Origin of the sequence: Rhizobium sp. BK529, from assembly GCF_014194105.1 — a bacterium.
In the GTDB taxonomy this organism is placed as follows: domain Bacteria; phylum Pseudomonadota; class Alphaproteobacteria; order Rhizobiales; family Rhizobiaceae; genus Rhizobium.
In genome coordinates, this window is sequence record NZ_JACIAU010000003.1 from 35,806 (window position 1) to 62,150 (window position 26,345).

The window sequence follows — 26,345 nt, forward strand, 5'->3', positions numbered from 1 at the left end:
AACCCATGAACCAGATGACCGGCGCCAGACTGTCTCCTGACCTGACGGGGGCCAATGTCGAGGATGCGGGCGAGCACAACAGAGCGGTCGTCCTTCGCTGCATCCATCGACAGGCTCCGATTTCGCGCGCCGAGATCGCCCGGCAGACAGGTTTTACAAAGCCGGCGATCGCCCGGATCGTCGACCGTTTGCTCGACGAGGGCCTGATCATCGAGGCCCGCCGCCGGCATGGGCTGAGGGGCCAGCCGGCAATCGAACTCGAGATCAACCCCGATGCGTTTTTCGCGATCGGCATCAACATCGATCGCGATCATCTGACAATCGTCGCCGTCGATGCCGTCGGTAATATCCGGGCTCGTGTGCACCACGAAAAGCGCCACGTCCGGCCGGCGGAATTCATGCAGCTGACGGCGGACGCTATCTCGCATTTCCAGCGGAGCCGCCTGATCGATGATGCGCATCTGGCTGGTATAGGGCTCGCCATGCCGGACTGGCTTGGCGAAATCACCTTTCTCGGCATGCCCGACGACTATTCGGAATGGATGGAATTCGACGTGCGGGCTGCGCTTGAAAACCTGACGCAGCATCCGGTCTTCATCGAAAACGAGACAAATGCCGCAGCCCTTGCCGAGCTTGACTATGGGCTCGGGGCCGAAAGCCGCAGCTTCTTCTATATCGCGATCAACGCCTGTCTGGGCGGCGGCCTCGTGCTCGACGGCAATGGCCATCGCGGCGCCATGGCGCTCAGCGGCGAAATCGGCTGGCTGCCGATTGCCAACGGCCGCGATAAGGCGGCGCAGAAGGTCGACCTTCTCGGCGAAATGGTGACGCTCCTCTTTCTCTATAAATTCCTGGCCGAACACGGCATCCGGGCAAGCGTGCCCCAGGACCTGCTTTCACTCGACGCACATGGCAGGGCGCTCGTCTCGAAGTGGCTGAAGGACATGAGCGCGCATCTGGCCGTCGCGGTCAAGCATATCGGCATGATCGTCGATCCTGACGCCATCATCATCGGCGGCCGGCTGCCGATCCGCATGATCGACGAGTTGCTGCGCTACGTTCACGAACACCTGACGGCCGAAGACACCACTTTGCCCACGCTGCATCGCGCCTCGATCGGCGAGGACGCATCGGCGCTCGGAGCAGCAGCGATGCCGATGGCGGCCGCCCTGATGCTCGCCTCGGCTGACGCCGTTCAACGCACCCGTTCGCCCCTCAAATTCATGGATCGCCTGAACAATTGAAACTGCCCGCAAGGCCACTGGGAGGATTTTGATGAGGATTGGCTTTTATACGTCGACATTCAACGACCGGCCGCTTGAGGAAGTGGTGGATTTTGCGGCCTCGTCCGGTTTCGACGCGATCGAAATCGATCTCGCCGGCCACATCAAGACGCCAGACAGAGTGCGGGCCGCCGTCGCACTTGCCCGCGACCGTGACCTCTTCGTCTCCTCGATCACCTATTTCGGCAATCAGCTCGATGCCGACAGAGCCAAGCGCCGCGAGCTTCGTGCCCGCACGGAGGAATTTGCTCACGCGATCGCCGAAGCGGGCGTGCCGATCTTCGTGATTTTTCCCGGCCGTGACGACAATGCAGACGATGAAGCTAACTATGATGATTTTGCCGAATTCGCCAACCGGCTGATTGGCAGGACGACGTCGAGCGGCCTCGTCTTCGCGATCGAAAACTGGCCGGGCCCCAAGGACAACTTCATCGGAACCACGCCGAAGGGCTGGCAGGAACTGTTCAAGCGGATTCCTGACCGGCGCTTCGGTCTCGAATTCGACCCATCGCACCTCATCCGCATCGGCGTAGACCCCTATGCCGCAATGGACGCGGTCAAGGATCGCATTGCCATTCTTCATGCCAAGGATACTGCAATCGATGCGGCCGCACAGCAGGCTGTCGGCTATCACGGCAAGGGCTGGTGGCAGTACAAGCTGCCGGGCCACGGCCTCCTCGACTGGCAGCGATTCCTGCGCCAGGCGCGGACCGGCGGTTTCGACGGCACGCTTTCGATCGAGCACGAAGATGCTGCCTACGGCTGGCCGGGCAAGGATCTCGAAGCCCGAAAAGAGGGAGAACGCCTCGGTCTTGCCTACCTCAGAAACGTCTTGAACACGCTTTGATAGTGACCGCGGAGGACGGAAATGGCTCATGTCAGAGTGAACAATGCGCGCAAGGATTATGGCGCGTTCAAAGCCATCAAGGGTGTGTCGGTCGATATCCGCGACGGCGAGTTCGTCGTTCTCGTCGGCCCCTCGGGCTGCGGCAAATCCACCCTGCTCAGGATGATCGCGGGCCTGGAGGACATCAGCTCGGGTGATATCCAGATCGGCACGCATATCGTCAACGAGCTGGCGCCAAAGGATCGCGATATCGCCATGGTGTTCCAGAACTATGCCCTCTATCCGCACATGACGGTCGCCAAGAATATGGGCTTCTCACTGCGGCTAAAGCGCATGCCGAGGACGGAGATCGATCAACGCGTCGGCAATGCCGCAAAGATCCTCGGCCTGGAGGCTCTTCTCGAACGCTACCCGAAACAGCTGTCAGGCGGCCAGCGGCAGCGTGTCGCCATGGGCCGCGCGATCGTTCGAGATCCTGCCGTCTTCCTCTTCGACGAGCCGCTGTCGAACCTCGATGCCAAGCTCCGCGTCCAGATGCGCACGGAGATCAAGGAACTGCACCAGCGGCTGAAGACCACGACGATCTATGTTACGCACGATCAGATCGAGGCGATGACGATGGCAGACAAGATCGTCGTGATGAAGGACGGCCTGATCGAGCAGTCGGGCTCGCCGCTCGAACTCTACGATCGTCCGAGCAACCTCTTCGTTGCCGGCTTCATCGGCTCACCCGCCATGAACTTCATCAAGGGAAACATGACGAATGAAGGTTTCCAGACGGCAGACGGGCTCATCCTGCCCAGCGAGCGGCGCCCGTCCGGTGCCGTCACCTACGGTATTCGCCCCGAGCATCTCACGCTCGACCCCAACGGCATCGAAGTGACGACTGCCGTTGTCGAGCCGACGGGGTCCGAGACATTGGTGATCGCCCGCCTTGGCGCGCAGACGATCAGCTGCGTCTTCCGGGAGCGGATCAGAGCAGCCCCTGGCGATGTGCTGCGGATCGCTCCGCTCCATGATGCCGTCCACCTGTTTGATGAGGGCGAGCAGCGCATTACCGCTGGCGAACCGGCGCTGAATTAGCAATGAAACTGGTCGCGGGTCACGTCCACCGAAGCGGCGTGACCCAGAGTATTCAAAGCGAAAAGAACGCCCTTCGGCACCGGTATTCAAGCCTCTCGTCAGAGGTCGAGCAGCAATTCGCCAGCGCTTTGACCGTGGCTCAGGCTGCTGATTTCGAGCGGCTTGGAGCTCGTAATCTCTTTGCGCTTCCTGGAACTCGTCCTTCTGCCTTTCGGCGGCAGATCTCCTGAGAATTCAAGAAGTTTTGCGGCCGGCGCCGCAGGCCCGGGCGCTGCCGCAGATGGCATTTCCACCTTATTGGTTCCATCCTTAACGGCAGCGATGGAAGTCTCCGCCAGCTCGACGTCGGATCTTATGTCGACGTTCGACTTTGCAATTTTGATTGGCGGAGCCGTATCCTGTTGTGCCTTGGGCGCAAAACGTATCACGAACGCTGATCTCCTTCTTGTTGTTCGCTTTTTGTTCTCATCAAAAGGCGTGCTTGTCAACTGGCCCGCATCAGAGCAGCAAGTGTAGTAACAACCTCTGCGCCATGCGCGAACATGGCGCGGGTTGCCGGGCGGCATTGTTCGCCCGACACTGACCCAAATGCTTCCGATTGCCAAACAATCAGCCTGCGATCCGACGCAACCAATAAGGAGAGAATGAAGCCTGTCTGAGCTTTCAGCATGGACCATTTGCCGCGCGCGAACGTTGGATAAACATCACACGATGATCGCAAGCGGGGCAACCGCAGGTGCCTCACGCGGCATCATGCTCCAGCGTCACCGCCCCCGAGAGGTCGAACTGCAGTTCGGCAAGCTTGGCATATGCTCCCCCCTTGCGCACTAGGGCGGCGTGTGTCCCCTCCTCGACTACCTTTCCGCCATCGATCACCAGAATTCGATCCGCCTTGAGCACTGTCGCCAGCCGATGCGCAATCACGATCGTTGTGCGATTGCTCATCAACTCGTCGAGCCCCTTTTGCACGAGCATTTCGTTTTCTGCGTCGAGCGATGCCGTGGCCTCATCCAGCAAAAGAACCGGCGCGTTCTTCAGAATAGCACGGGCGATAGCGAGTCTTTGCCGCTGGCCGCCAGAGAGCGTCAGACCACGCTCGCCGACGACGGTGTGATAGCCGTCTGGCAGATCGGAAATGAACCCGTGCGCCCTTGCCGTTGTCGCTGCGGCCGCGATCTCATCCTGCGATGCGTCTGGTCGTCCGAGACTGATATTGTCCGCGATGGTCGTTGCAAAAATGGTCACATCCTGCGGCACGACAGCAATTTCACTTCGGACCTCAGCGGTTGCGGTTGCCCGCACATCGCTGCCATCGAGAGAGATGTTGCCGGAATAATCCCTGTAGAAGCCGAGCAGGAGCGAAAAGATCGTGCTCTTGCCCGAACCCGAAGCACCTACCAGTGCTACGGTCTCGCCGGGCCGGACGCTCATTGACAGGCCGGCGAGGACTTGCCTGTCGGGAGAGCCCGGATAGGCGAAATGCAGATCGCGGATTTCGATCGCGCCTTTTGCAGGCTGGCTGAGTGGAGCACGCGGGACCGGCTCGCTCTCGCCGGCGTTTTCATCGAACAATTCGAAAAGCCGTTCGGCCGAACCCGCTGCCTGTGCCAGCTCGCCCCAGACCTCCGAGAGCGAACCCAGCGAGCCGGCGGCGATGACGGAATAGAGCAGGAATTGACTGAGGCTGCCGGCCGACAACGTTCCGGAAAGCAGATCATGGGCGCCGATCCAAAGAACCCCGACGACGCTTCCGAAAATCAGGGCAATGGCAACGGCGGTCAGCAGCGCCCGAGAGCGGGCGGCAAAGACGGCGGTGCGGTAGGAGGCCTCGACTTCTCGTGCATATCTGTCGCTTGCCGCAGCCTCCCCGTTGAACGCCTGCACCGTTCGGCTTCCAGCGATGATTTCGCTGGCAAAGGCGGATGCGATAGCAAGCGTGTCCTGCGCCGCCCGCGATTTTCTGCGAACCGAGCGGCCGAAAAGAACGAGCGGCGCAATGACGAGCGGGATGGCACCCAACGTGATGGCGGAAAGGCCCGGGCTCGTAACGAACATCATCACCAGCGCGCCCAGGCACAGCAACGAATTGCGCAGGGCCACCGATGCGGCGAGGTTCAATGCGGACTTGATCTGCGCGGCATCCGCCGTCAGCCGCGATGCGATATCGCCGGATTTGTTGGCGTCAAAAAACTTCGCCGGCAGACGAGTCACGTTCCGGAAGGTTTTCACACGGAGATCGCTGACGATGCGCTCGCCGAGCGTCGTGACAAAATAATAGCGGCAGGCGCTTGCCAGGGCGAGCGCGATTGCGAGCCCAAGAAGCATCAGGAAATAGTTGTTGATGAAGCCGCCGTCGGACTGGCCAAAACCATGATCGATCATCCGGCGGACTGCCATCGGCAGGGCAAGTGAGATCAGAGCTGCAGCCGCCAGCGAGAGGAGTGCCGACAGTAACAAGCCCCGGTGGGGTCGCAGCAGGGGCAGCAACCGGACGAGACCGGAGACGGGCGGATTCCTTTCTCCGGACCGCGGTCGGGAACCTGCGATCTCGTCGGTGGAAGAAGTGGCGGATCGGTCGTGCGCGGCAATCATCAAGGTGAGAGTCTCCGGACTGAATGCCTCCTTTTGGGCACTGGCGCGGCGGTCGTCTTTGACCGCGATCAATTACCAGTCGGTTCCGCCGGAGCGTTGGCAGAAGGTCCTTCAATAAGCCGCGGTACGAGCGCTGCTTTGACGGTCAGAGGCCGGACCCTGAGGAAAATAGAGACGTGTGACCGCACCAATAGCCGCAGGTTGATCCGGGTCAATTAACGCGAGGGGTTTGGACGCTAGATCAGGCCATGACCTATGTCAGACCCATCAAAGACATCATCACCGGGCTTTCGCAGCCCACCAGATTTCTGGAACTCGCGGATCGGGTCCTGCCTGGACTTACGATCGCCACCATCCTCTGTTTGGCGCTCGGACTCTATCTGAGTTTTGTCTCGGATGGCGATTACCAGCAGGGCGAGACAGTCAGGATCATGTATGTCCACGTCCCGGCGGCGTGGATGGCAATGTTCTGCTATGTGGTGATGACCGTAAATGCCACCGGCTCACTGGTATGGCACCATCCGCTTGCCGATGTCGCCGCGCGCGCTGCTGTGCCGATCGGCGCTGCCTTTACCTTCATATCGCTCGTGACAGGCGCAATCTGGGGCAAGCCGATGTGGGGAACCTGGTGGGTGTGGGACGCGCGCCTGACTTCGATGTTCGTACTTTTCCTGATGTATCTCGGACTGTTGGCGATCAACCGTGCGATCGACGAGCCGACGCGCGCCGCTCGTGTCACGGCAGTTCTCATCATTGTCGGCTTCATCAACATTCCGATCATCAAGTTCTCGGTCGACTGGTGGAACACGTTGCATCAGCCGGCAAGCGTGCTGAGGCTGAATGGCCCCGCTCTGGACATCGAATTCCTTCGTCCGCTGCTGACTATGGGGCTGGCCTTCGCGGCACTCTTTTTTACCCTCCACGTAGCCTCGATCAGGAACGAGATCTGGCGACGGAAACTCATGTCGCATCACCGCCTGGCCGCGCGGGCCGTAGCACAAAGGGAAAATTGAAATGACCCATCAGCATTATGTTCTGGCAGCCTATGCCGTCGGACTCACCGTCATGATTGCCATCAGCGCAACGACCTGGTTTCAGGGCCGCGCCTATCGTCGGCAGGTCGAGGTGGTGGCGAAGATCAGGCGTAGCGCGCGGCGCGAGGCACGCTAGGTGCGCCGCTATATGCTGGCTGCAGTGCCGCTGCTCGTCTTTGCGACGATCGCCGGCGCCGCCGGGCGCATACTTTATCGAGAGGCGGCCGAGGGGTATTCACCCTCCACCCTCCCCTCCGCACTGATCGGCCAGGCACACCCTGCGATCGATTTGCCGCCGCTTGCCGGTCTGCACTCTCCTGGCTTTCGAAATGGCAGCCTTTCTGGCCAGGTCGCGATCGTCAACGTGTTCGCGTCATGGTGCATCCCCTGCCGGCAGGAACATGCCGCGCTCATGCGCCTGTCCAAGGACAGGCGCATCAAGCTGATGGGCATCAATTACAAGGACGACAGCAGCAACGCGCTGGTCTTCCTGCGCGACAACGGAAACCCTTACGCTGCTGTCGGGGTCGATCCGACTGGCCGGGAGGCGATCGATTGGGGAGTCTACGGCGTGCCGGAAACCTTTGCCATCGGGCGAGATGGCCGCATCCTGTTCAAGCATGTCGGCCCGCTCGACGATAAGGCTCTGTCTGCAGGAATCGGTCTCGTGCTCGAGAAGGCGTTGGCTGCTGGCGGGTGACCGGAAGCCCCTCGTTCGCAGCACTTCAGCAATCGGAATTTAGGCCGGTTGCGACCGCTTTCCGGATCTCACTCTGCGGCAAGCTGCAGTCGATCGAGGCAACCTCCCGATCCGAGATTCTCGACGAGCGCCAGCACGGCACGGCGTTGCAAGTCGGTCGCCACACTTCCTTCGAGGACGATCTGCCCGTTCCGGACGGAGACGCGGACCCTTTGCGGCGTCACGCCGAGATCGTATTTCAGGCGTGTGCGAACCGCCAGGAGAATCGCGTCGTCCTCACGCGGCAACCTTGGGGTCGGCGCGTCTGCTATCAAAGCGAGAATATCGCGCCGGCTGATGATACCGACCAGTCGTCCGGCCTCGACGATCGGAATACGCTTGATGCGATGAACCTCCAGGCTCTCGGCGATGTCGGAGACCTCACTGTCCGGGCTGGCAACGATGACGTCGCGTGACATGATATCTCTGACTGACCAGCCGTTGCCGCGAATGTAGCGATCGAGATCGACATCGGACGTAACCTCCGCGCCACGCTGGGCGCGCGGGGCAAGTCGGATCTCGCGACGCAGCAGCAGGTCGCCTTCAGTCACAATCCCGCAGACCCGCCCTTCATCGTCAACCACGGGAAGTCCGCTAACATTGTTCTGTATCATCATCGCGACGGCGTGACGGACCCCAACCGCAGGGCCGATCGAAACCACGTTATTCGTCATAATATCCTTGGCCTGCATGCGCGCACCTTCTTCCCGGAAACATCTGATAGGGTCAGGGTAAAGCGGACCGAATGGAGCGACCTTGACCTCCGTCAAAGTCGCAGTGTCGGATCGAGCAACTTCGCAAGCCTTTCCTGCTCTTCCGCCGTGAGTTTGCTTCCGGTCGGCTTGCCGGCTCGCTTGCGGGCAAAGACGACGAGGGAAGCTCCACCCGCGAGGATCAGCAGCACGGGCGCGCCCCAGAGGAGCAGCGTGCGCAGACTAAAGCGCGGCTTCAGCAGGACGAATTCGCCATAGCGCGAGACGATATAGTCCAGCACCTGCTGGTCGCTGTCACCATCGGTGATGCGCTCACGCACGAGCAGGCGCAGATCCTTGGCGAGATCGGCGTTGGAATCGTCGATCGACTGGTTCTGGCAGACCATGCAGCGCAGTTCGGCTGAGAGCGTCCGGGCGCGGGCTTCGAGGGCGGGGTCGGCGAGCATCTCGTCGGGGTTGACGGCGAAGGCCGGGGCGGCCGCCATCAACAGGGTCAGGGCGAGGAGGAGCCGCCGCATCATTCCGCCGGCTCCATGGCCGGTGCTGCCGGCTTGCCGGTCTTTGCCTTCGCCTTCCTGCTCGGCGCCCCGACCCGCAGGCGCCGGTCGGTCAGCGACACGAAGCCGCCGAGCGCCATGACGAGCGCCCCGCCCCAGATGCACAGAATGAACGGCTTCCACCAGATGCGCACGACGATGCCGCCGTCATGGGTGGCGTCGCCGAGCGACACATAGAGCTGGCTGAGGCCGAAGGTCAGGATGCCGGCCTCCGTCGTCGGCATCTGCCTTGCGGTGTAGAGGCGCTTGGCCGACCAGACATCGGCGATCTCGGCGCCGGCGCGGCGGATCGAGAAGTGGCCGCGATCCTCGGTATAGTTCGGGCCGGTCGCCGGCTGCATGCCGTCAAAGACGATGCTGTAGCCGCCGGCTTCCGTCGCCTGGCCCTGCTTCATCTCGATCACATGCTCGGTCTGGAAGGTGGTCACGGCGACGATGCCGAGCACGGTGATGCCAAGGCCGGCATGGGCAAGCGCCGTGCCGAAGGCCGAACGCGGCAGGCCGGTCAGCCGCCGCCAGGCAATATCGGCCTTCACCTTGCCGATGCCGGCGCGATACCAGAGATCGGCGGCCGCGCCCAGGATCAGGAACAGACCGGCGGCAAGGCCGAGCACGGCCATGACCGGACCGCCATGTTCGATATAGAAGAAGACCAGGGCGGCGGCGAAGGCGAGGCCGGCCACGACATAAAGCCGCTGCAGGGCGCCGAGCAGATCGCCGCGCTTCCAGGAAAGCAGCGGCCCGAAGGGCACGATGACGAGCAGCGGTGCCATCAGCAGGCCGAAGGTCAGGTTGAAGAAGGGCGGGCCGACCGAGATCTTGTCGCCGGTCAAGGTTTCCAGCACCAGCGGATAAAGCGTGCCGGTCAGAACCGTGCCGCAGGCAACCGTCAGGATCAGGTTGTTGACGACGAGCGCCCCCTCGCGCGAGATCGGCGCAAACAGACCGCCGGCCGACAGTAGCGGAGCGCGCAAGGCAAACAGCGACAGCGCCCCGCCGATGAAGATCAACAGGATGCACAGGATGAAGACGCCGCGGCTCGGGTCGCTGGCGAAGGCATGCACCGAGGTCAGGACGCCGGAGCGCACCAGGAAGGTGCCCATCAGCGACAGCGAGAAGGTGAGGATGGCGAGCAGCACCGTCCAGATCTTCAAGGCCTCGCGCTTTTCCATGACGAGGGCCGAGTGCAGCAGTGCCGTGCCGGCAAGCCAGGGCATGAAGGAGGCATTTTCCACCGGATCCCAGAACCACCAGCCGCCCCAGCCGAGTTCGTAATAGGCCCAGTAGGAGCCCATGGCGATGCCGAGCGTCAGGAAGGTCCAGGCCGCCAGCGTCCAGGGCCGCACCCAGCGCGCCCAGGCGGCATCGATGCGGCCGTCCAAGAGGGCAGCAACGGCAAAGGAGAAGCAGACCGAGAAGCCGACATAACCGAGGTAGAGCAGCGGCGGATGAATGGCGAGGCCGACATCCTGCAACACCGGGTTCAGATCCTTGCCTTCGGCCGGGGCCGGATCGAGGCGGATGAAGGGATTGGAGGTCAACAGGATGAAGAGGATGAAGGCGACCGAGATCCAGGCCTGGACCGAGAGCACATTGGCCTTCAGCCTATCGGGCAGATTGCGGCCGAAGATCGCCACCAGCGCGCTGAACAGCGACAGGATCAGGAGCCAGAGCATCATCGAGCCCTCGTGATTGCCCCAGACGCCGGAATATTTGTAGATCAGCGGCACCAGCGAGTGCGAGTTCTCCCAGACGTTCTGGACCGAGAAGTCGGAGACGACATGCGCATAGGTGAGCACGCCGAAGGAGAAGGCGACGAGACCAAAGAGCAGGATGGAGCCCAAGGGCGCCACATCCATCATCGCCTGATCGCCGCGCCTGGCACCGATGACGGGCACGACCGACAGGACGATTGCCGTCGCGAGCGCCAGAACCAGCGCATAGTGGCCGATCTCGATGATCATCGCGTCGCCCTTGTCTGTTGTCCTTGGGCTTCCTGGCCCTTTGCTGCCTCGCCTTGCGGTGCGGCGCCCTTGCCCTCTTCCCACAGGCCTTGTGCCTTCAGCTTGTCGGCGACGTCCTTCGGCATGTAGGTCTCGTCATGCTTGGCAAGCACGGTATCGGCGGTAAAGACATTGCTGCCGGTTTCGAACGTGCCTTCGGTCACCACACCCTGCCCTTCGCGAAACAGGTCCGGCAATATGCCCTGATAGCGGACATTGACGATCTCACCGCTCGGATCGGTCACCGCAAAACGCACCACCGAGCCCTCGCCACGCATCACACTGCCCGCTCCGACCAGGCCGCCGAGGCGGATGCGGGTGCCCGGCGCGATCGGGTTATGGGCGAGATCACCCGGCATGTAGAAATAGGCGACCGACTGGCTGAAGGCGAACATGACGAGCAGCACGGCAGCAGCAATGAAGCCCATGCCGCCGGCAATCACCGCCAGGCGTTTCTGCTTGCGCGTCATTCACTCTTTCCTTCCGTGGCCACCGATCCGTCCGTGGCAATGCCAAGTTCTTTCGCCAGCGCCAGCAATTGTTTGCCCTCTTCCCCTGGGGCCGGGAAGGCCGCAAGCCCGCGCTTCAGGGCATCTGCGGCGCGATCCTTGTCGTTTAAAACGGCGTAAGAGCGGATAAGACGCATCCAGCCGTCAAAATTGTTGGGATCGGCAGACAGTTTGGCATCGAGGCTTTCCACCATGGTGCGGATCATCTGCTGGCGATCGCCGCTGCTCATCGTCTCGGCCGCCGCGACATCCTCGGCGGTCGGTCCGCCGGGCGCTGCCGATTGTGCGGCAGGCGGTACTTGTGCTGCCACCGCCCTGCCGCCGTTCTTGGCGATGTGCTCGTTGACCAGCGGCAGCCATGGCGCATCGGCCGGAGATTGCTTCGCCAATTCCTCGAAGGCGCCACGAGCCTCATCCGACTTGCCCGCCTGCTCCAGGCTCAGCGCAATGTAGAAACGCGCCCGCGGGTTGTTCGGCTCCAGGGAGAGGATCTGCATGAGTTCATCGAACGCTTCCCCGGATACTTGGCCATTTGAGGTGGCCATGAGCGTTTCCGACAGCCCCTCCAGGCGATGAACATTGGTCCCGTCCAGGCGAAGTGCCTTTCGATACGCCTTCGCTGCATCATCAATCCTGCCCATCTTGAGGTAAACGGGGGCGATGACATCCCATCCCCGACCGTCCTCGGGATGGCCAGCCAGATGATCCTCCATCTTCTTGACGAGAATTGCGAGATCCTGGCCAGGCTCCGCGAGCCTTGCCGCTAAGGGACGCGAGGGGAGATCCGGAGAACCGAGAGAGACGTAAAGAGTGATGCTGAGCAAGGGCAGGAACGCGGCGATCGCGTGTTTCAGCCATCTGCCGGCCCGTTGCGGGCTCTGCGCCGGCCGGCTGTCATCGGCGGCCTTGAACAGGCGTCGCGCCGTTTCCGCTCTTGCCAACTCGTACTCGCCCGGCGCGATGCGTCCGGAGGCGATATCCTCGTCTAGTTCAAAAAGCTGGGCGCGGTAGACCCTGCCGGCATCCGCTTTGGCGCTTGCCGCCTTCCGGCCGCCCGTCGAGAGCGGATGAAGCAGGATGGCAGTCGCTGCGGTCGTCATTACCGCGAAAAGAATCCAGATCGTCATTGTTGCAGCCATAGTGGCTCAACACATAGCCGGAGCAGCGGACCGGACATTGACGAGGATCAATTATCTCGATGTTCGTCCCAGTCGACCGGTGAAGACATAACCGACGCCTCGCACCGACTGGATGAGATCCGGGCTCTTCGGATCATCCTCGATCTTCTTGCGCAAACGGACGATCTGGGCATCGATTGCGCGATCGAAGGCTTCGAGATTGCGGTTTCTCGTGAGATCCATGAGGGTTTCGCGCGAAAGAACCCGGCCGGGATTGCGCACGAAAACGAGCAACATGTCGAACTCGCCCGTCGTCAAGGCAACGTCGCTCCCCTGGGGTGAGGTCAGCCGCCTTCGCGACACATCGAGAGACCAGCCTTCGAAGGCAAGCGTCTCGTCCTCTCCATTGACCTGGCGGGTCGCATCAGAGGACATGCGGCGCCGCAGGATGGTTCTGAGACGAGCCAGCAGTTCCCTCAGATGAAATGGCTTGGCGATATAGTCATCGGCGCCGACCTCGAGGCCGACGACCTTGTCCGTGACATCGTCCTGACCGGTCAGCATGAGAACCGGCACGTCAGACGTGCTGCGAAGCTCCCGCAGCAATTCAAGGCCGTTCTCGCCGTTCGGGAGCACCAGATCGAGAAAAATTGCAGCGAAAGAGCCTTTGGCGAGTTCGGAACGCATCGCCGCGCCGTTTGCGACCGCGTTCACCCTAAATCCGTTGTCTTCGAAGTAACGCACCAGCATCTGCCTGATCCGCGCGTCATCATCGACCACCAGAATACGGTCCGGTTCCATTGTCCTCGTTGAGCTCGCTTTCGATCTTCCAATCAGATAGCGCAGGAATTCGGCGAGCGCCACCGCTCTCAGCGTCTTATGCAATAGTTCCCAAAGAAACCTTGTGTTGATTGGCTCGCCTGGCGGACTTCTTCACGATAGCGTCCGACAGTTTGGCTTCGGGCGCGACCGCCGCTAGCAGACCTGGCGCAGCAGAGCGACGTTTGCGATGCGGACCGTTCGACCTTTGACGTCGACCCCGCACCGCGCGAGAGCGGCAAATGCCCGTGATAGGGCCTCCGGTCCGAGCCCGAGTTTTCCAGGCAGAATCTGCTTCTTGTAGGGAAGGTGGAATGTCGCCTGAAAAGTCGCCTCCGGGCACTGGCGCAACAGGAAAATTGCCACGCGATGGGCTGCCGTGTGCAAGCGATCGCCGGCAATGCCGTCGAACGCTTCAAGAAGGTGGCGGGCCGATATCGTTAGCAGGTTACGCTGGAGCTGAGGGCATTTATCGGCAAGTGCACGCAGCGCCGCAGCTTTGAAATGCACGAGCTCGCTCGAGGCGCCGGCACAGGCGCCATGCGCGTAATTGCCGCCGAGTGCGATCGAATATTCGGCGATGAAGTCGCCCGGTTCGCAGACGCGGATATCCGTATCACGCCCGCTCGATTCCGTTCGCGTCAGCCTGACCACAGCGCTTGCGACATAGACGACGTGGATACCAGGCTCACCTTCCGCGAGGATTTCTTCGCCCAATACATAGGTGCGCCGGCGCGCAAGGGCGACCAGTCTCCTCGCTCAGCCCGCAAAACAGGTCTGACTGTAAAAGTCGTTCGTTGTTGAAGAGTATCGGTTCTTCCCGGCTGACGCGATCACTTAGCTGTCGGATCGGAATCATCGTCGGCAATCACCCGCCAGGAGGCGCCCTCCAGATCGTCATACTGACCGCTTTTCAAGGACCAGAGGAACGCCGCCAGTCCAAGGCCGCCCATGAAGAGCGCAATCGGGATCAGGTAGATGAGCATGTTCATGCGACTTCTACCTCCCTTTCGCGGATCGGGCTCTGCAAAGCTGGCCGAGGCGCGCTTCGCGCTCCAAAGGCGTTGAGACGCAGGGCATTGGTGACCACGATGATCGAGGACGTCGACATCGCGACGGCAGCAATCAAAGGCGTCGCAAGGCCTGCGATCGCAATCGGCACGGCCAGGATGTTGTAACCGATCGCGAGCGCAAAATTTTGCCGGATAAGCGCAGCCGAGCGCCGGGCAATCCGGATGGCGTCGGGCACTGCGTTGAGCCGCTCGTTGAAGAAGACGAGGTCGGCCGCCTGACGTCCGATATCGGAAGCGCTGGACGGCGCCATCGAGACATGAGCTGCGGCCAGCGCCGGCGCGTCATTTATGCCGTCGCCGACCATCAGCACGCGCCGTCCCTTCTCCCGCAGGGCCTCACAAGCCTCCACCTTCTGCTTCGGGTTCAGCGCGCCAAGAGCGCGATCGACGCCGAGGCTGCGTGCCGTTCTTTCGACGACGGATCGACGGTCTCCCGAAAAAATCAGCGTCTGGAAACCGGCCGCTTCCAGATCGGCGACCGCCTCGCCTGCCCCCGCACGAAGCGTGTCATCGAAGAAGAAGCGCGCCAGCGCCACCCCGTTTGCTGAAAGCACGACTTCGGAAAGCGGACTGTCGGATGTCGCGATCTCGGCCTCTCCGCAGGCGAAAGACGCGTTTCCGAGTCTATAGACGACATCCTCACGCGCGGTTTCGAGACCGCCGCCTGCGATCTCGACCGCGTGCTCGAATCGCTCCGCCACATCAGCCTGGCGGGCAAGCGAGAGCGAGAGCGGATGCCGGGAGTGCTGGGCAAGTCCCGCGGCGATCGCGATAGTCCTGGCGTTGTCTGTCTCGGTCCGCACGAGTCTCGGTCGCCCGAGCGTCAGCGTTCCCGTCTTGTCGAAGGCGACGGTATCGACCTCGGCGAGCCGCTCAAGCGCCGAACCGTCCTTGACCATGACGCCGCGGCGAAAGAGCTCGCCGGCTGCAACGACCTGCACAACCGGGACAGCCAGCCCGAGAGCACATGGGCATGTGATGATGAGTACGGCAACGCCGACGAGCATCGCCTGCTTCCAGTCTCCGCCGATGATCCCCCAGCCTAGAAACGACACCAGCGCGAGCAGGTGCACGGCGGGCGAATAGAGCGCTGCCGCCCTGTCGGCGATCCGCCGGTAACGCGCCCGCCCGCCTTCGGCGGCCTCCATGAGGCCGATAATCTCGGCAAGCAGCGAGTTGCGGGCGAGCTTGGTGGCGCGCACGGTCAGTGAGCCGGTCAGGTTCATTGCGCCGGAATGGATTTGCGCGCCGGGCTTCACGGCCACCGGGCTGCTTTCGCCTGTGACGATCGACAGATCGAGATCGCTCGCACCGCTGGCGACGATACCGTCGACCGGGATGCGGTCACCGGCTGCCACGGCAATCTCGTCGCCGATAGCGATCTCCTCGACCGCCACGTAACGTCTCGATCCGTCGACAGCCACCACCAGCGCGCCACGCGGGGCAAGCCGCGCCAGTCCGTTGATCGCCGCACGCGCTTTCTCGCGCATGATATGGTCGAGGGTCCGTCCGATCAGCAGGAAGAACAGCAGCGATACGGTCGCGTCAAACCAGGCATGCTCACCATGATGCATCGTCTCCCACAGCGAAACGACATAGGAGAGCGTCACGGCAAGTGAGATCGGCACATCCATGTTCGTGCGTCCGCGCTTCAACGCGTTCCAGGCCGATCGGAAGAAAAAGCGGCCGGAATAGACGAGCGCCGGGGCCGCGATCATTGCCGATATCCAATGGAACATGTCGCGAGTGGCAGCATCCGCACCGGACCAGACGGATACCGACAGCAGCATGATGTTTGCTGCGGCAAACCCGGCAACCCCGACCGCAAGAAGAAGCTGGTTCCGTGTCTTGTCGCTTTCCGGCGCAAGTGGGGCAAAGAGATGAACCCTGTAGCCAGTCGCACTGACGGCCGCGGTAATACCGGTAGGATCGACCGCTTTATTGTCCACCTCCTCGGCATAAACGCAACTTACGCGCCTCGCGCTGAGGTTCACCCTGGCTTTTCGCACGTAGGGTAGAGCCAACAGGGCCCGCTCGATTGTCGATATGCAGGCGCCGCAATGGACGTCGGGCACGCTGAGATCGAGCTGGCGAAGACCGCCGCCGAGCGCGTGGCTGGCAAGCCCGATCTCCTCGGCGCTGAAGGAGGTCGTGCTCATTGCAAGGACACCCTCCGCATTCACGGTGCAGCAGGTCATTGGGCGAACTCCGCAGTGTCGATGCGCACGGCCTCATGCATGATGATTTCGCCGCCACGGCGCGAAGTCACCTCGACGATCCAGTCGCCTGTCGCGACCGCACGATCCGCCTTAAACCGTCCTTCTGAGAGTTTGGTCAGACCAACGTGAAAGTCCTCGTGATCACCGACTGGCCTTTTGAAGTTCGCCACGACGTCGTCGACAACAGCCGGCGAGCCATCCTTGTTGCGGATATCGTAGTGGATTTCGTCGCTCGTCAGCGAAAGTTTGCCTGCAATCCCCGAAGCGGCCATCGCCTTCATGGCGGCAGCCCTCCCATTGAACTCCTGGCTGGCGACATAGGTGTTTTCGACAACGAGCCCGCTCCAGCTCGACGAGGCATACCAGGCCATCGTAAAGTTGACAGCGATAATCACACCGAAGAAGGCACAGGTGGTCAGCAACATATGCATGCCGGTAAATCCTTGCGTGCGAGTGCTCATCTCACATCTCCTGGGGCGTTGAACGCGGCCCGATAGGTCGCGCGGTCGGCATGGCCGGCATCTTCAATCGAAAAGAGGAATTCGTTGACGGCGTCGCCGGTCGGCTTGCGGGTGATGAACACCTTGAGCGTCGTCGCTGCGTCGGGGGCGGCATCGATCATGAACCGACGTCCTTCCTGCTTGCCGAGCTCTGGAATCCGCATCGTCGCGCCATCAATGCCCGACAGGGTCAGTTCGATCGTGCGCGGCGAGGGAACCATGTTGAGAACGCGCAGCGTGTAGCCGTTGCGGATCGATCCGTTGCTTTCCAGCACATATTGCGGATTGCGGTCATGCACGACATTGAGCTCCAACCGTTCGCGCATTGATAGATGCACGAGCATGGCAACGCCGATGCAGGCCCAGACGGCGGCATAGAAGACGACACGGGGTCGGAAAATGATGCGCCAGTTGAAGTGGCGAATGCCGTCGACAAACGAGCCGTCCGGCTTTCTGACGCGCGCCGGCTGGACGGGCGCCTTGCCTCCGTCGGTGGCAATATTCATATTGCTGGCATATTCGCTGAGTGTCGCATAGGCGATCAGACCGCGCGGTTTGCCGATCCTGTCCATGACGTTATCGCAGGCGTCGATACAGAGCGCACAGGTGATGCACTCCATCTGCTGCCCGTCGCGGATATCGATTCCCATCGGACAAACCGCAACACAGGCATTGCAATCGACACAATCGCCGACGGCCTGCCCCTCCGCTTGCGTCTTCTTGGCATGACGCGAGCGTTGCTCCCCGCGCCAGTCGTTATAGGTCACGACCAGCGAGTTTTCATCGAGCATGGCGCCCTGGATGCGCGGCCAGGGGCACATATAGGTGCAGACTTGTTCACGCAGCAGTCCGCCGAGGACATAGGTGGTGGCCGTCAGAATGGCGACCGTCGCATAGGCCACAGCCGGAGCCTGCCCCGTGAAAAGTCCTTTGACGAGGGTCGGCGCGTCCGCGAAGTAGAACACCCATGCGCCGCCGGTCAGGACGCCGATGACAAGCCAGATCGCATGCTTGAGCAGGCGCTTGCGCAGCTTGTCGAACGTCCATGCTCCGGCGTCGAGTTTCATTCTGGCGTTGCGGTCGCCTTCGATGGCGCGCTCGACGACGAGAAAGAGATCAACCCACACCGTCTGCGGACAGGCGTAACCGCACCAGGCGCGGCCGACGGCCGATGTGACCAGAAACAGCCCGAAACCTGCCATGACTAGCAATCCGGCGACGTAGTAGAATTCCTGCGGCCAGATCTCGATGAAGAAGAAAAAGAAGCGGCGGGAAGACAGGTCGACCAGGATCGCCTGGTCGGGCGCAAAAGGACCGCGATCCCAGCGGATCCAGGGTGCAAGATAGTAGATCGCAAGCGTGATCAGCATCACGATCCACTTGAACCGGCGAAAGCGCCCTTCGACCCGTTTGGGGAAGACTTTCTTGCGCGCCGCATAGAGCGGCTGACGGTTTCGACGGGCGTTGACCGGCTCCGCATTGACGCGTTCCACTGATTTGGGATCGGGTGCTGTGTAGAGATTCATGGGCCTGTTCCGGTTTGTGACTGCCCTTCTCCTCTGTTTCCGGCGCGTGATCCTTGATTCATGTCAAGAACGCGGTTTGCGCGGAGGAGGCCTTGCCCGGGCAGGAGGTGCAGCCCTGAAGAGCCGGGCAACCGACAGGCATAGGCATTTGCGCCCGATCGTTTCCTTGCCTTTGACCAATCGAAAAGGCCGCGCCCGGGAGAGGGGGCACGGCCGTGGAGGACAACGGGGAGAAGCCGCTGGGACGTCCTCGCCTACAGATCTAGCGGCTGGTCGGATTGTGATCTTTGAGGCAGATCAAACTTATAATCGAACTGCCGATCCTTGCCGGGTCTTCCTGCTCGCAAGCAGGCGGGGCAGACCTTGCACGTATCGACACACGCGAGCGGATCACTGCGCGCGGGGTGCCATAGAGCTCAAGGAGCGCATTATGATCATGGTTCGTCATCGTACTGTTCCCTCATTGGCCGCCGCCGAGCGCGTGGACGAAGACGGTGAGTTCCTTGACGGTCGTATTACCGAGGCGCACCGACCAGCCCGGCATGACGCCATGCTTTGGAGCTGTTACCTGCTGGACGATCGCCTCCTCACCCCTGCCCTTCAGCCAGATGGCATCGGCAAGGTTCGGTGCGCCCATCTCTAGCTTGCCCTTGGCATCCTCGCCGTGACAAGCCGCGCAATTGTCGAGGAATACCTGCTTGCCGGCTTCCGCGAGGGCCTCGTCCGATGGCTTGTTCGTCAGGCTCCAGACATAGGCAGCAACCTGCCGGATCTGATCCTTGTCGAGCATGTCGGCGAAGGCCGGCATTTCCGAGACATGTGTGTCGGCGTCATTGTCGAAACGGATGCCGTGGGCGATCGTCGTCTGAATGGAATCGAGATCACCGCCCCAAAGCCAGTCGTCGTCGTTGAGGTTGGGAAAGCCGGGTCCGCCGCTCGCGCCGGAACCGTGGCACGGCGCGCAGTTGACCTTGAAGGCGGAGGCACCGCCGGCGATCGCGAATTCGCGAAGCGCCGGATCGGCGTCGATTTCCTGCACGGTCTTGGCAGCGATCATGTCCTGGAACTTCACCTGCGACGCCTTTGCAAGGTCAAGGTCCTGCTGCAGTTCGGCACGGCTGGAAAAGCCGAGATAGCCTTTCGTGGCCGATGTGATCATCGGTATGGCCGGATAGGCGATGGCATAGCCGATCGCCCACAGGATCGTCGCGTAGAAGGTCCAGACCCACCACCGGGGCATGGGATTGTTCAGTTCACGGATGCCGTCCCATTCATGGCCGGTCGTCTCGACGCCGCTGATTTCATCGATATGTTTTTCCGACATCTCAATCATCCTTCAGAGGAATGTTGGCGGCATCCTTGGCAGCCTGCTTGCTGCCAGGGCGGAGGGTGAAAATGATCGCTCCGACGAAGAAGGCCGTCATTGCCAGGAGACCCCAGCTATCGGCGAAGTGCCGCATTGCGGTGTAGGTTTCCATTTTTCACCTCATCGGTAGCCAGTGGCGTCGTCATAGGTCGAAAAATCGACCAGCGTGCCGAGCATCTGCAGATAGGCCACAAGGGCGTCCATCTCGGTGAGCTTCTTGGGATCGCCGTCGAAATCGCCGATCTTGGCCTTGGGATATCGCTCGAGAAGCGCGGTCGTATCGGCGTTCGGGTCGGCCTGAACCTTCATGTCCGCCTCCGCATTGGCGATCATGTCGTCGCTATAGGGCACGCCCACATCCACATTCGCCTTGAGGTCCATGCCGACGTCCTTGACCGTAACCTCCTGCTCCTTGAGGAAGGCGTAGCTCGGCATGATCGACTCCGGCACGACGGCCCTCGGGTTCGACAGGTGCTGGACATGCCACTCGTTGGAGTAACGGCCGCCCACGCGCGCCAGATCCGGACCCGTGCGCTTCGATCCCCACTGGAAGGGATGGTCGTACATGGATTCGGCAGCAAGCGAATAATGACCGTAGCGCTCCACCTCGTCTCGGAAGGGCCTGATCATCTGGCTGTGGCAGAGATAGCAGCCTTCGCGGATGTAGATGTTGCGGCCTGCCAGCTCGAGGGGCGTATAGGGACGCATTCCCTCCACCTTCTCGATCGTGTTCTGCAGGTAGAACAGCGGGGCAATTTCGACGATGCCGCCGATGCTGACCACCAGGAGCGAGCCGACCAGAAGAAGCGTCGCGTTTTTCTCAAGGATCTGATGCTTGTCCAGGATTGATGCCATGTGTCACCTCACTCGGCAGCCTGTGCCTGCGGCACATAGGCAGTAGGGATTTCGGCTTCGTCGCGCAGATGGCCACGGATGGTCATGAAGACGTTCCAGACCATCACGAGACCGCCGGCCAGATAGAGACCGCCGCCAAGCGTGCGCAGGACGTAGTAGGGGAACATCGCAGCCACGGTTTCGGCGAACGAATAGACGAGGAAGCCCTGGGAATTGTATTCACGCCACATTAGGCCCTGCTGGATGCCGGCGACCCACAGGACCGCCGCATAGACGACGATACCGAGCGTTGCGAGCCAGAAATGCCAGTTGACCATGCGCAGGCTGTAGAGCCGTTCGCGGCCCCACAGCTTCGGCGTCATGTAGTAGATCGCGCCGAAGGTGATCATGCCGACCCAGCCGAGAGCGCCCGAATGCACGTGACCGATGGTCCATTCGGTATAATGGCTGAGCGAGTTCACGGTCTTGACCGACATCATTGGGCCTTCGAAGGTCGACATGCCGTAAAAGGCGATGGCGACGATCATCATGCGGATGATGGGATCGGTGCGGATCTTGTCCCAGGCGCCTGACAGCGTCATCAGGCCGTTGATCATGCCGCCCCAAGACGGCATCCAGAGCATGACCGAAAAAACCATGCCGAGGGTCTGCGCCCAGTCGGGCAGCGCGGTATAGTGCAGGTGATGGGGACCGGCCCAGATATACATGAAGATCAGCGCCCAGAAGTGGATGATCGACAGCCGGTAGGAATAGATGGGCCGATTCGCCTGCTTGGGCACGAAATAATACATCATCCCGAGAAAACCGGCGGTCAGGAAGAAGCCGACGGCGTTGTGGCCGTACCACCATTGCGTCAGCGCGTCCTGAACGCCCGAAAACAGCGAATAGCTTTTCGAGCCGAGGAATGAGGCCGGCACCGCAAGATTGTTGACGACGTGCAGCATCGCAATCGTCACGATGAAGCCGAGATAGAACCAGTTCGCCACATAGATATGCGGCTCCTTGCGCTTCAGGATGGTGCCGAGGAAGACGGCGAGATAGGCAACCCAGACGATCGTCAGCCACAGGTCGACATACCATTCGGGCTCTGCATATTCGCGCGCCTGGGTGATGCCGAGGACATAGCCGGTCGCGGCCATGATGATGAAGAGCTGGTAGCCCCAGAAGACGAACCAGGCGAGGCTGCCGCCGAACAGGCGAGCGTGACAGGTACGCTGGACGACGTAGAAGGACGTCATAATAAGCGCATTGCCGCCGAAGGCGAAAATGACGGCCGAGGTGTGGACAGGCCGTAGCCTGCCGAAATTCAGATAGGGTGCAAGGTTGAGGTCCGGGAAGGCCAGTTGAGCCGCGATGACAACGCCAACGAGGAAGCCGACAACACCCCAGAACACGGTGGCGATCAAGCCGTAACGGATCACCTCGTCGAAATAGCCGGATGGATCGGCTTTCGGCAGCCGGCCCGCCGGCGAGAAATCCACCCTTCTGACGAGAAGCAACGTTCCGGCGAAAAGGCAGAAGCTCAGTATTCCCATATGGACTGAAAATAGATGGTCGTGGGCGAAAGCAGCGCCAAGCAATGCCAGGAATGCTCCCACGGCGACCACCATGGTTTCCGTAGTATAGTTCATGATGACGTCCCCAGTGCGCAGACGACCACAGGGCGGCCGCCTTTCTCGTACGTTGAGGAACGACTGTCATGGAGACCCCGCCCGTTCCTTGATCCAGGTCAACGAGGGCGCAGCTTTGGCCGTTGTTACAGACTGTTACAAAGTCTTACCCTTTGGCACCGTCCGCTCATTCCGCTGTGACCAAACGGCTTTCTATTGCCCCCATTCGATCACGCAATCAGGGCACGGGGATCATTGAGATGTTGATGCAGGGCCATCAGGCATTTGAGAACGTCGTTGGTACAAAGGCAGTTCAGGGTAATTCGCTGTCGCCGCTTTTCCAGATGTCGGCGACCGAAACGGTCGAGGCAGGAAAGGCCATTTGTTGGGAGGGAGATGCTGCACGGCATCTGTTCCAGATCACCGAAGGCGTCGTGCGTCTTCATCGCATCATCGGCGACGGGCGTCGGGTCATCACCGCGTTTCACTTCGCCGGCGACGTCGTCGGCTCCTTCCTGCAAGGCGATTTCCTGTTTACCGCCGAAGCAGTGACGGATTGCAAGATCCGCCGCCTATCGCGCAAGCAGTTCCAGGAGGAGGTTGAGCGTTCCGAGCTTTTGCGGCCGGCCTATATCAGCCTCCTCTGCAGGGAGACCGCGTCGGCTCATGACCAACTGGTGCTCCTGTCCAGGAAAAATGCCGAAGAACGCCTTTGCACATTTCTCATGAAGCTTGCGACCCGTGACCGCGAATCGCTCCGTCAGGGGCTGCTCGAGGTGCCAATGAGCCGTCAGGACATCGCCGACTACCTCGGCTTGACCATCGAGACCGTTTCGCGCTCAATCAGCAAGCTCGCCCAGAGGAAGATCGTTGTCCCGTGCGGACGGCACAATCTGCGCATCGTCAATCTTGCCCGCCTCGCGCAGTTGTCGGGCAATGTGGATGATTTTTCGGACGGAACCTGCCATAGGGGTAGCGTCCACTGATTGCGGAACCAATGCTTATGCCTCACCGTCTGATCTCGCCGCGCACCGTATCGCCCCAGGAACTGGACGCTCTGGTGCATGTCCTCGACGGGGCCGACATCATCGTGCACCGGCTCGAAGGCACGATCACTCATTGGTCGATCGGCAGCGAGAACATGTACGGCTGGACCCGTGAGGAAGCCGTGGGCGAGACCGTATACGCTTTGCTCGATACGCGTTTCCCTGAACCGATGGAGGCCATACGCTCGCATTTGACAACGCGGGGCTTCTGGCAGGGCGAGGTCATTCATCGTCACAAGAACGGCCACGACATATACGTCGCAACCCGCTGCGTGCTCGTCAATCTTCCCGACGGCGATCCCATGATCATCGAAGCAAACAGTGACATCAGCGCCCTACGCAAGGCCGAAGAAGCCGTGCGAGCGCGCGAAGCGCACCTGTCTTCGATCCTCGATACAGTCCCCGATGCGATGGTCGTCATCGATCAGAACGGGTATGTTATGTCGTTCAGCAAGGCCGCCGAGGCCCTCTTTGGCTTCAAATCTGAAGAAATCTGCGGCCAGAACGTCAAGAAGCTGATGCCCGAACCTTATCGTGCGGCCCATGACGGATATATCGACCATTACCTGCAGACAGGCGAAAAGCGGATCATAGGTTATGGTCGCGTGGTAACCGGGCAGCGCGCTGATGGCACCCAGTTCCCGATGGAACTGCATGTCGGCGAGGCCACAGCCAACGGCCAACGGATATTTACCGGCTTCGTTCGCGATCTAACCAGCAGGTTTAAGATCGAGGAAGACCTTCGCCAGGCTCAGAAGATGGAGGCCGTGGGCCAGCTTACCGGCGGCCTGGCGCACGACTTCAACAATCTGCTGACCGTGATCAGCGGCAATCTGGAGATGATCGAGGACAAGCTTCCGGCAGGCCCGCTGCGCGACATGTTGCGGGAGGCGCAGGACGCCGCGACCGACGGGGCAAAGCTCACGGGACAGTTGCTGGCCTTCGGAAGACGGCAGCCGCTGAACCCGAAGCAGGCCGATCTCGGCCAGCTCGTCACCGGCTTTTCAGACCTCCTGCGAAGGACGCTCGGCGAAAACATCAAATTGTCGACCGTGCTGTCGGGATCCGATTTCCACGTGCTGGTTGATAGTTCCCAATTGCAGAACGCAATCCTCAACATCGCTCTGAACGCGCGCGATGCCATGCCGAAGGGCGGTACCTTGACCACCGAGGTCTCATGCGTGCGGCTCGATGCGGATTACGCCAAAATGTACCCGGAAGTCCGCAGCGGCAATTTCGTCCTCGTATCGATGAGCGATACCGGTGAGGGCATGAGCGAGGAGGTCAAGAAGCGCGCGATCGAGCCGTTCTTCACCACCAAGGAGGTCGGTTCTGGAACCGGATTGGGCCTCAGCATGGTCTACGGCTTCGTCAAACAATCGGGCGGTCATCTGCAGATCTATAGCGAGGTCGGCCGCGGCACGACGATCCGCATTTACCTGCCGGCGCTTTCGAGCACCAGCGCCAGAGACGAAGCGATTGTCGGTGAAAAGGTCGAAGCAGCGTTGCCGCGCGGCGACGAACGCATTCTCGTGGTCGAGGATGATTCCCGCGTCCGCAGGGTCGCTGTCGCAAGATTGGCCGGGATGGGATATTCGGTGCTCGAAGCCGACAATGGACGGCGCGCCCTTGAATTGCTTAAAGAAAATCCCGACATCGCCCTTTTGTTCACCGACATCGTCATGCCGGGCGGTATGACAGGTGACGAGTTGGCAAGGGCGGCTCGCGTCGAATGGCCTGACCTCGCCGTGCTCTTCACGTCGGGATATTCCGAACCAGCCCTGGCGGCAAATGATGTCATCGCTGGCGCTCAGTGGCTTCGTAAACCCTACACCGCGCGCGAGCTCGCTGTAAAAGTGCGCGCCCTCATCGACGCCCGGTGAGGGGCCTCTCGAGCCTTCTCCATAAATCCAGCCATCAGATTGCCTGCCTAAGCTCCGCAACCTCTGTGGGCCAGCCTTCCGGCAGTTGGGAAGACGTCGTGATCGCTGACCGCCCATGAGGTCGAGGCCCCCCGCGCTGTTCCCTCAGCATCCTCGAAACCGGACCGGAGAGCTGTCCTTCACCAGAATTGCCACTGCCAATTTGACGAGCGTCAAAGAGCGAGTTGCATGCATGTCCTAAAACCGGAGCCGAGGCCAAGACCGGCCCCGAACGATAGGAGAAATGAAATGCGTCTGAAATTTGGACTGATCGCTGCCACAGCAGTTCTGATGGCATCGGCAGCGCCGCTCATGGCCGCCGACCATCAGATCCAGATGCTGAACAAGGGTGCTGATGGCGCGATGGTCTTCGAACCGGGATTTGTCAAGATCGCTCCCGGCGACACCGTTACCTTCGTACCCACCGATAAAAGCCATAACGTCGAAACCTACAAGGGCCTTATTCCGGATGGCGTTGCAGAGTTCAAGTCCAAGCCGAGCGAGCAATACCAGGCCAAATTCGACGTCCCTGGCGCCTATGTCGTCAAATGCACGCCGCATGCGGGCATGGGTATGGTGGCGCTGATCCAGGTCGGCGACAGCCCGACCAACCTCGAAGCCATCAAGACCGCCAAGCTCCCGAACATGGTGCGCAAGCGCCTTGATGCCGATCTCGCGCAGATCGTGCCGGTCACGCAATAACGCTGGCCCTCACAGGTGGCGGCGCCATGCGCCCCACCTGCAGACCAGGCACCATTTCATGACCAGATATTTTTGCTCGTCGTAGCCGGCATTTCTAACTTCGCCGGATCGGTACAAAACCGCGTCATGCATGCTCCATCTCCATGGACACGGGCTAGCAGTGACACCGCAGCCTGACGGCACGGCCGAGATCCACAGTTCGATCCCGATATCGCAGTTCGATTCGACG

The 26,345-nt window shown here is 61.1% G+C and carries 26 protein-coding genes and 1 pseudogene; 9 read left to right on the plus strand and 18 right to left on the minus strand.

The window, feature by feature from the left end:
- Window positions 1-5: 5 nt before the first annotated feature.
- The 3 genes from FHX08_RS20105 to FHX08_RS20115 are packed head-to-tail and all read left to right on the plus strand — an operon-like array spanning window position 6 to window position 3,213.
- Entirely contained in the window at window positions 6-1,244 is a 1,239-nt protein-coding gene (locus tag FHX08_RS20105) for an ROK family transcriptional regulator (protein WP_132658623.1), read from the plus strand.
- Window positions 1,245-1,275: 31 nt separating this feature from the next.
- A complete protein-coding gene (locus FHX08_RS20110; RefSeq protein WP_132658622.1) occupies window positions 1,276-2,130 on the plus strand; it encodes a sugar phosphate isomerase/epimerase in 855 nt (284 codons plus the stop codon).
- A gap of 21 nt (window positions 2,131-2,151) precedes the next feature.
- Window positions 2,152-3,213: an ABC transporter ATP-binding protein gene (locus tag FHX08_RS20115; protein ID WP_132658621.1), complete on the plus strand. Its 1,062-nt coding sequence runs from the start codon at window positions 2,152-2,154 to the stop codon at window positions 3,211-3,213.
- 98 nt (window positions 3,214-3,311) lie between these two features.
- Here FHX08_RS20115 and FHX08_RS20120 read toward each other — a convergent pair whose 3' ends face one another.
- Both FHX08_RS20120 and FHX08_RS20125 read right to left on the minus strand, forming a co-directional pair.
- Window positions 3,312-3,701, minus strand: a complete 390-nt coding sequence (locus tag FHX08_RS20120) for a hypothetical protein (RefSeq protein ID WP_210288349.1) — start codon at window positions 3,699-3,701, stop codon at window positions 3,312-3,314.
- 253 nt (window positions 3,702-3,954) lie between these two features.
- Window positions 3,955-5,805, minus strand: a complete 1,851-nt coding sequence (locus tag FHX08_RS20125; RefSeq protein WP_132658645.1) for an ABC transporter transmembrane domain-containing protein — start codon at window positions 5,803-5,805, stop codon at window positions 3,955-3,957.
- Window positions 5,806-6,053: 248 nt separating this feature from the next.
- Between FHX08_RS20125 and FHX08_RS20130 the strand changes: the two genes are divergently transcribed.
- The 3 genes from FHX08_RS20130 to FHX08_RS20140 are packed head-to-tail and all read left to right on the plus strand — an operon-like array spanning window position 6,054 to window position 7,539.
- Window positions 6,054-6,818 carry a heme ABC transporter permease gene (locus tag FHX08_RS20130; RefSeq protein ID WP_132658620.1) on the plus strand — a complete coding sequence of 255 codons (765 nt, stop codon included), beginning with the start codon at window positions 6,054-6,056 and terminating at the stop codon, window positions 6,816-6,818.
- A 1-nt stretch (window position 6,819) separates the two neighbouring features.
- Window positions 6,820-6,975, plus strand: coding sequence for a heme exporter protein CcmD (locus tag FHX08_RS20135; RefSeq protein ID WP_165912019.1), 156 nt, complete (start codon window positions 6,820-6,822; stop codon window positions 6,973-6,975).
- Window positions 6,976-7,539 carry a DsbE family thiol:disulfide interchange protein gene (locus FHX08_RS20140; RefSeq protein ID WP_245508418.1) on the plus strand — a complete coding sequence of 188 codons (564 nt, stop codon included), beginning with the start codon at window positions 6,976-6,978 and terminating at the stop codon, window positions 7,537-7,539.
- Between the two features lie 68 nt (window positions 7,540-7,607).
- On the opposite strand, the gene FHX08_RS20145 is transcribed toward FHX08_RS20140, so the two are convergent.
- The 16 genes and pseudogenes from FHX08_RS20145 to ccoN form a co-directional block, all read right to left on the minus strand.
- Window positions 7,608-8,270: a CBS domain-containing protein gene (locus FHX08_RS20145; RefSeq protein ID WP_132658619.1), complete on the minus strand. Its 663-nt coding sequence runs from the start codon at window positions 8,268-8,270 to the stop codon at window positions 7,608-7,610.
- Between the two features lie 74 nt (window positions 8,271-8,344).
- Window positions 8,345-8,812, minus strand: coding sequence for a cytochrome c-type biogenesis protein CcmH (locus tag FHX08_RS20150; protein WP_132658618.1), 468 nt, complete (start codon window positions 8,810-8,812; stop codon window positions 8,345-8,347).
- Window positions 8,809-10,812, minus strand: a complete 2,004-nt coding sequence (locus tag FHX08_RS20155) for a heme lyase CcmF/NrfE family subunit (protein ID WP_184327605.1) — start codon at window positions 10,810-10,812, stop codon at window positions 8,809-8,811. Before FHX08_RS20155 ends, FHX08_RS20150 begins: the two co-directional genes overlap by 4 nt.
- On the minus strand, window positions 10,809-11,321 hold the full coding sequence (gene ccmE / locus FHX08_RS20160) for a cytochrome c maturation protein CcmE (RefSeq protein WP_184327197.1): 513 nt from the start codon (window positions 11,319-11,321) through the stop codon (window positions 10,809-10,811). Before ccmE ends, FHX08_RS20155 begins: the two co-directional genes overlap by 4 nt.
- A complete protein-coding gene (gene ccmI, locus FHX08_RS20165) occupies window positions 11,318-12,487 on the minus strand; it encodes a c-type cytochrome biogenesis protein CcmI (protein WP_184327606.1) in 1,170 nt (389 codons plus the stop codon). The genes ccmE and ccmI overlap by 4 nt, the downstream gene beginning before the upstream one ends.
- Before the next feature lie 63 nt (window positions 12,488-12,550).
- On the minus strand, window positions 12,551-13,279 hold the full coding sequence (locus tag FHX08_RS20170) for a response regulator (protein ID WP_132658460.1): 729 nt from the start codon (window positions 13,277-13,279) through the stop codon (window positions 12,551-12,553).
- Between the two features lie 174 nt (window positions 13,280-13,453).
- Window positions 13,454-14,108 (minus strand): annotated as a pseudogene (locus FHX08_RS20175) (Crp/Fnr family transcriptional regulator).
- Window positions 14,109-14,130: 22 nt separating this feature from the next.
- Window positions 14,131-14,289, minus strand: coding sequence for a cbb3-type cytochrome oxidase assembly protein CcoS (gene ccoS / locus FHX08_RS20180; RefSeq protein ID WP_132658459.1), 159 nt, complete (start codon window positions 14,287-14,289; stop codon window positions 14,131-14,133).
- Window positions 14,286-16,568, minus strand: a complete 2,283-nt coding sequence (locus FHX08_RS20185) for a cation-translocating P-type ATPase (protein WP_132658458.1) — start codon at window positions 16,566-16,568, stop codon at window positions 14,286-14,288. The genes ccoS and FHX08_RS20185 overlap by 4 nt, the downstream gene beginning before the upstream one ends.
- A complete protein-coding gene (locus FHX08_RS20190; protein WP_132658457.1) occupies window positions 16,565-17,050 on the minus strand; it encodes a FixH family protein in 486 nt (161 codons plus the stop codon). The genes FHX08_RS20185 and FHX08_RS20190 overlap by 4 nt, the downstream gene beginning before the upstream one ends.
- The gene (ccoG, locus tag FHX08_RS20195; RefSeq protein ID WP_132658456.1) at window positions 17,047-18,615 is read right to left on the minus strand and encodes a cytochrome c oxidase accessory protein CcoG; all 1,569 of its coding nucleotides are present in this window, start codon (window positions 18,613-18,615) and stop codon (window positions 17,047-17,049) included. Before ccoG ends, FHX08_RS20190 begins: the two co-directional genes overlap by 4 nt.
- A 262-nt stretch (window positions 18,616-18,877) precedes the next feature.
- Window positions 18,878-19,063 carry a hypothetical protein gene (locus FHX08_RS31555; RefSeq protein ID WP_132658455.1) on the minus strand — a complete coding sequence of 62 codons (186 nt, stop codon included), beginning with the start codon at window positions 19,061-19,063 and terminating at the stop codon, window positions 18,878-18,880.
- Window positions 19,064-19,075: 12 nt separating this feature from the next.
- Window positions 19,076-19,939, minus strand: a complete 864-nt coding sequence (gene ccoP, locus FHX08_RS20200) for a cytochrome-c oxidase, cbb3-type subunit III (protein ID WP_132658454.1) — start codon at window positions 19,937-19,939, stop codon at window positions 19,076-19,078.
- Window position 19,940: 1 nt separating this feature from the next.
- On the minus strand, window positions 19,941-20,093 hold the full coding sequence (locus tag FHX08_RS20205) for a cbb3-type cytochrome c oxidase subunit 3 (protein ID WP_132658453.1): 153 nt from the start codon (window positions 20,091-20,093) through the stop codon (window positions 19,941-19,943).
- 8 nt (window positions 20,094-20,101) lie between these two features.
- The gene (gene ccoO / locus FHX08_RS20210) at window positions 20,102-20,836 is read right to left on the minus strand and encodes a cytochrome-c oxidase, cbb3-type subunit II (RefSeq protein ID WP_132658452.1); all 735 of its coding nucleotides are present in this window, start codon (window positions 20,834-20,836) and stop codon (window positions 20,102-20,104) included.
- An 8-nt stretch (window positions 20,837-20,844) separates the two neighbouring features.
- The gene (gene ccoN / locus FHX08_RS20215) at window positions 20,845-22,467 is read right to left on the minus strand and encodes a cytochrome-c oxidase, cbb3-type subunit I (RefSeq protein ID WP_132658451.1); all 1,623 of its coding nucleotides are present in this window, start codon (window positions 22,465-22,467) and stop codon (window positions 20,845-20,847) included.
- A gap of 239 nt (window positions 22,468-22,706) precedes the next feature.
- Here ccoN and FHX08_RS20220 point away from each other — a divergent pair, with 239 nt between their 5' ends.
- From FHX08_RS20220 to FHX08_RS20230, 3 genes are all read left to right on the plus strand, one after another.
- Window positions 22,707-23,432 carry a Crp/Fnr family transcriptional regulator gene (locus FHX08_RS20220; protein ID WP_132658450.1) on the plus strand — a complete coding sequence of 242 codons (726 nt, stop codon included), beginning with the start codon at window positions 22,707-22,709 and terminating at the stop codon, window positions 23,430-23,432.
- A 17-nt stretch (window positions 23,433-23,449) separates the two neighbouring features.
- A complete protein-coding gene (locus FHX08_RS20225; protein WP_132658449.1) occupies window positions 23,450-25,375 on the plus strand; it encodes a PAS domain-containing sensor histidine kinase in 1,926 nt (641 codons plus the stop codon).
- 288 nt (window positions 25,376-25,663) lie between these two features.
- Complete coding sequence (locus FHX08_RS20230) at window positions 25,664-26,116, plus strand: pseudoazurin (RefSeq protein WP_132658448.1); 453 nt, start codon at window positions 25,664-25,666, stop codon at window positions 26,114-26,116.
- Window positions 26,117-26,345 lie beyond the last annotated feature (229 nt).

What these genes read in the sequence shown, in the direction of transcription:
- FHX08_RS20230 (WP_132658448.1), top strand. Translation starts at nt 25,664, where the DNA reads ATGCGTCTGAAATTTGGACTGATCGCTGCCACAGCAGTTCTGATGGCA.
- FHX08_RS20205 (WP_132658453.1), bottom strand. Translation starts at nt 20,093, where the DNA reads ATGGAAACCTACACCGCAATGCGGCACTTCGCCGATAGCTGGGGTCTC.
- FHX08_RS20190 (WP_132658457.1), bottom strand. Translation starts at nt 17,050, where the DNA reads ATGAGCACTCGCACGCAAGGATTTACCGGCATGCATATGTTGCTGACC.
- FHX08_RS20185 (WP_132658458.1), bottom strand. Translation starts at nt 16,568, where the DNA reads ATGACCTGCTGCACCGTGAATGCGGAGGGTGTCCTTGCAATGAGCACG.
- ccoN (WP_132658451.1), bottom strand. Translation starts at nt 22,467, where the DNA reads ATGAACTATACTACGGAAACCATGGTGGTCGCCGTGGGAGCATTCCTG.
- FHX08_RS20145 (WP_132658619.1), bottom strand. Translation starts at nt 8,270, where the DNA reads ATGCAGGCCAAGGATATTATGACGAATAACGTGGTTTCGATCGGCCCT.
- FHX08_RS31555 (WP_132658455.1), bottom strand. Translation starts at nt 19,063, where the DNA reads ATGACGAACCATGATCATAATGCGCTCCTTGAGCTCTATGGCACCCCG.
- FHX08_RS20125 (WP_132658645.1), bottom strand. Translation starts at nt 5,805, where the DNA reads ATGATTGCCGCGCACGACCGATCCGCCACTTCTTCCACCGACGAGATC.
- FHX08_RS20225 (WP_132658449.1), top strand. Translation starts at nt 23,450, where the DNA reads ATGCCTCACCGTCTGATCTCGCCGCGCACCGTATCGCCCCAGGAACTG.
- ccmE (WP_184327197.1), bottom strand. Translation starts at nt 11,321, where the DNA reads ATGACGCGCAAGCAGAAACGCCTGGCGGTGATTGCCGGCGGCATGGGC.
- ccoS (WP_132658459.1), bottom strand. Translation starts at nt 14,289, where the DNA reads ATGAACATGCTCATCTACCTGATCCCGATTGCGCTCTTCATGGGCGGC.
- FHX08_RS20130 (WP_132658620.1), top strand. Translation starts at nt 6,054, where the DNA reads ATGACCTATGTCAGACCCATCAAAGACATCATCACCGGGCTTTCGCAG.
- FHX08_RS20150 (WP_132658618.1), bottom strand. Translation starts at nt 8,812, where the DNA reads ATGATGCGGCGGCTCCTCCTCGCCCTGACCCTGTTGATGGCGGCCGCC.
- FHX08_RS20115 (WP_132658621.1), top strand. Translation starts at nt 2,152, where the DNA reads ATGGCTCATGTCAGAGTGAACAATGCGCGCAAGGATTATGGCGCGTTC.
- FHX08_RS20105 (WP_132658623.1), top strand. Translation starts at nt 6, where the DNA reads ATGAACCAGATGACCGGCGCCAGACTGTCTCCTGACCTGACGGGGGCC.
- FHX08_RS20220 (WP_132658450.1), top strand. Translation starts at nt 22,707, where the DNA reads ATGTTGATGCAGGGCCATCAGGCATTTGAGAACGTCGTTGGTACAAAG.
- FHX08_RS20170 (WP_132658460.1), bottom strand. Translation starts at nt 13,279, where the DNA reads ATGGAACCGGACCGTATTCTGGTGGTCGATGATGACGCGCGGATCAGG.
- FHX08_RS20110 (WP_132658622.1), top strand. Translation starts at nt 1,276, where the DNA reads ATGAGGATTGGCTTTTATACGTCGACATTCAACGACCGGCCGCTTGAG.
- FHX08_RS20135 (WP_165912019.1), top strand. Translation starts at nt 6,820, where the DNA reads ATGACCCATCAGCATTATGTTCTGGCAGCCTATGCCGTCGGACTCACC.
- ccoO (WP_132658452.1), bottom strand. Translation starts at nt 20,836, where the DNA reads ATGGCATCAATCCTGGACAAGCATCAGATCCTTGAGAAAAACGCGACG.
- ccoP (WP_132658454.1), bottom strand. Translation starts at nt 19,939, where the DNA reads ATGTCGGAAAAACATATCGATGAAATCAGCGGCGTCGAGACGACCGGC.
- ccmI (WP_184327606.1), bottom strand. Translation starts at nt 12,487, where the DNA reads ATGACGATCTGGATTCTTTTCGCGGTAATGACGACCGCAGCGACTGCC.
- ccoG (WP_132658456.1), bottom strand. Translation starts at nt 18,615, where the DNA reads ATGAATCTCTACACAGCACCCGATCCCAAATCAGTGGAACGCGTCAAT.
- FHX08_RS20155 (WP_184327605.1), bottom strand. Translation starts at nt 10,812, where the DNA reads ATGATCATCGAGATCGGCCACTATGCGCTGGTTCTGGCGCTCGCGACG.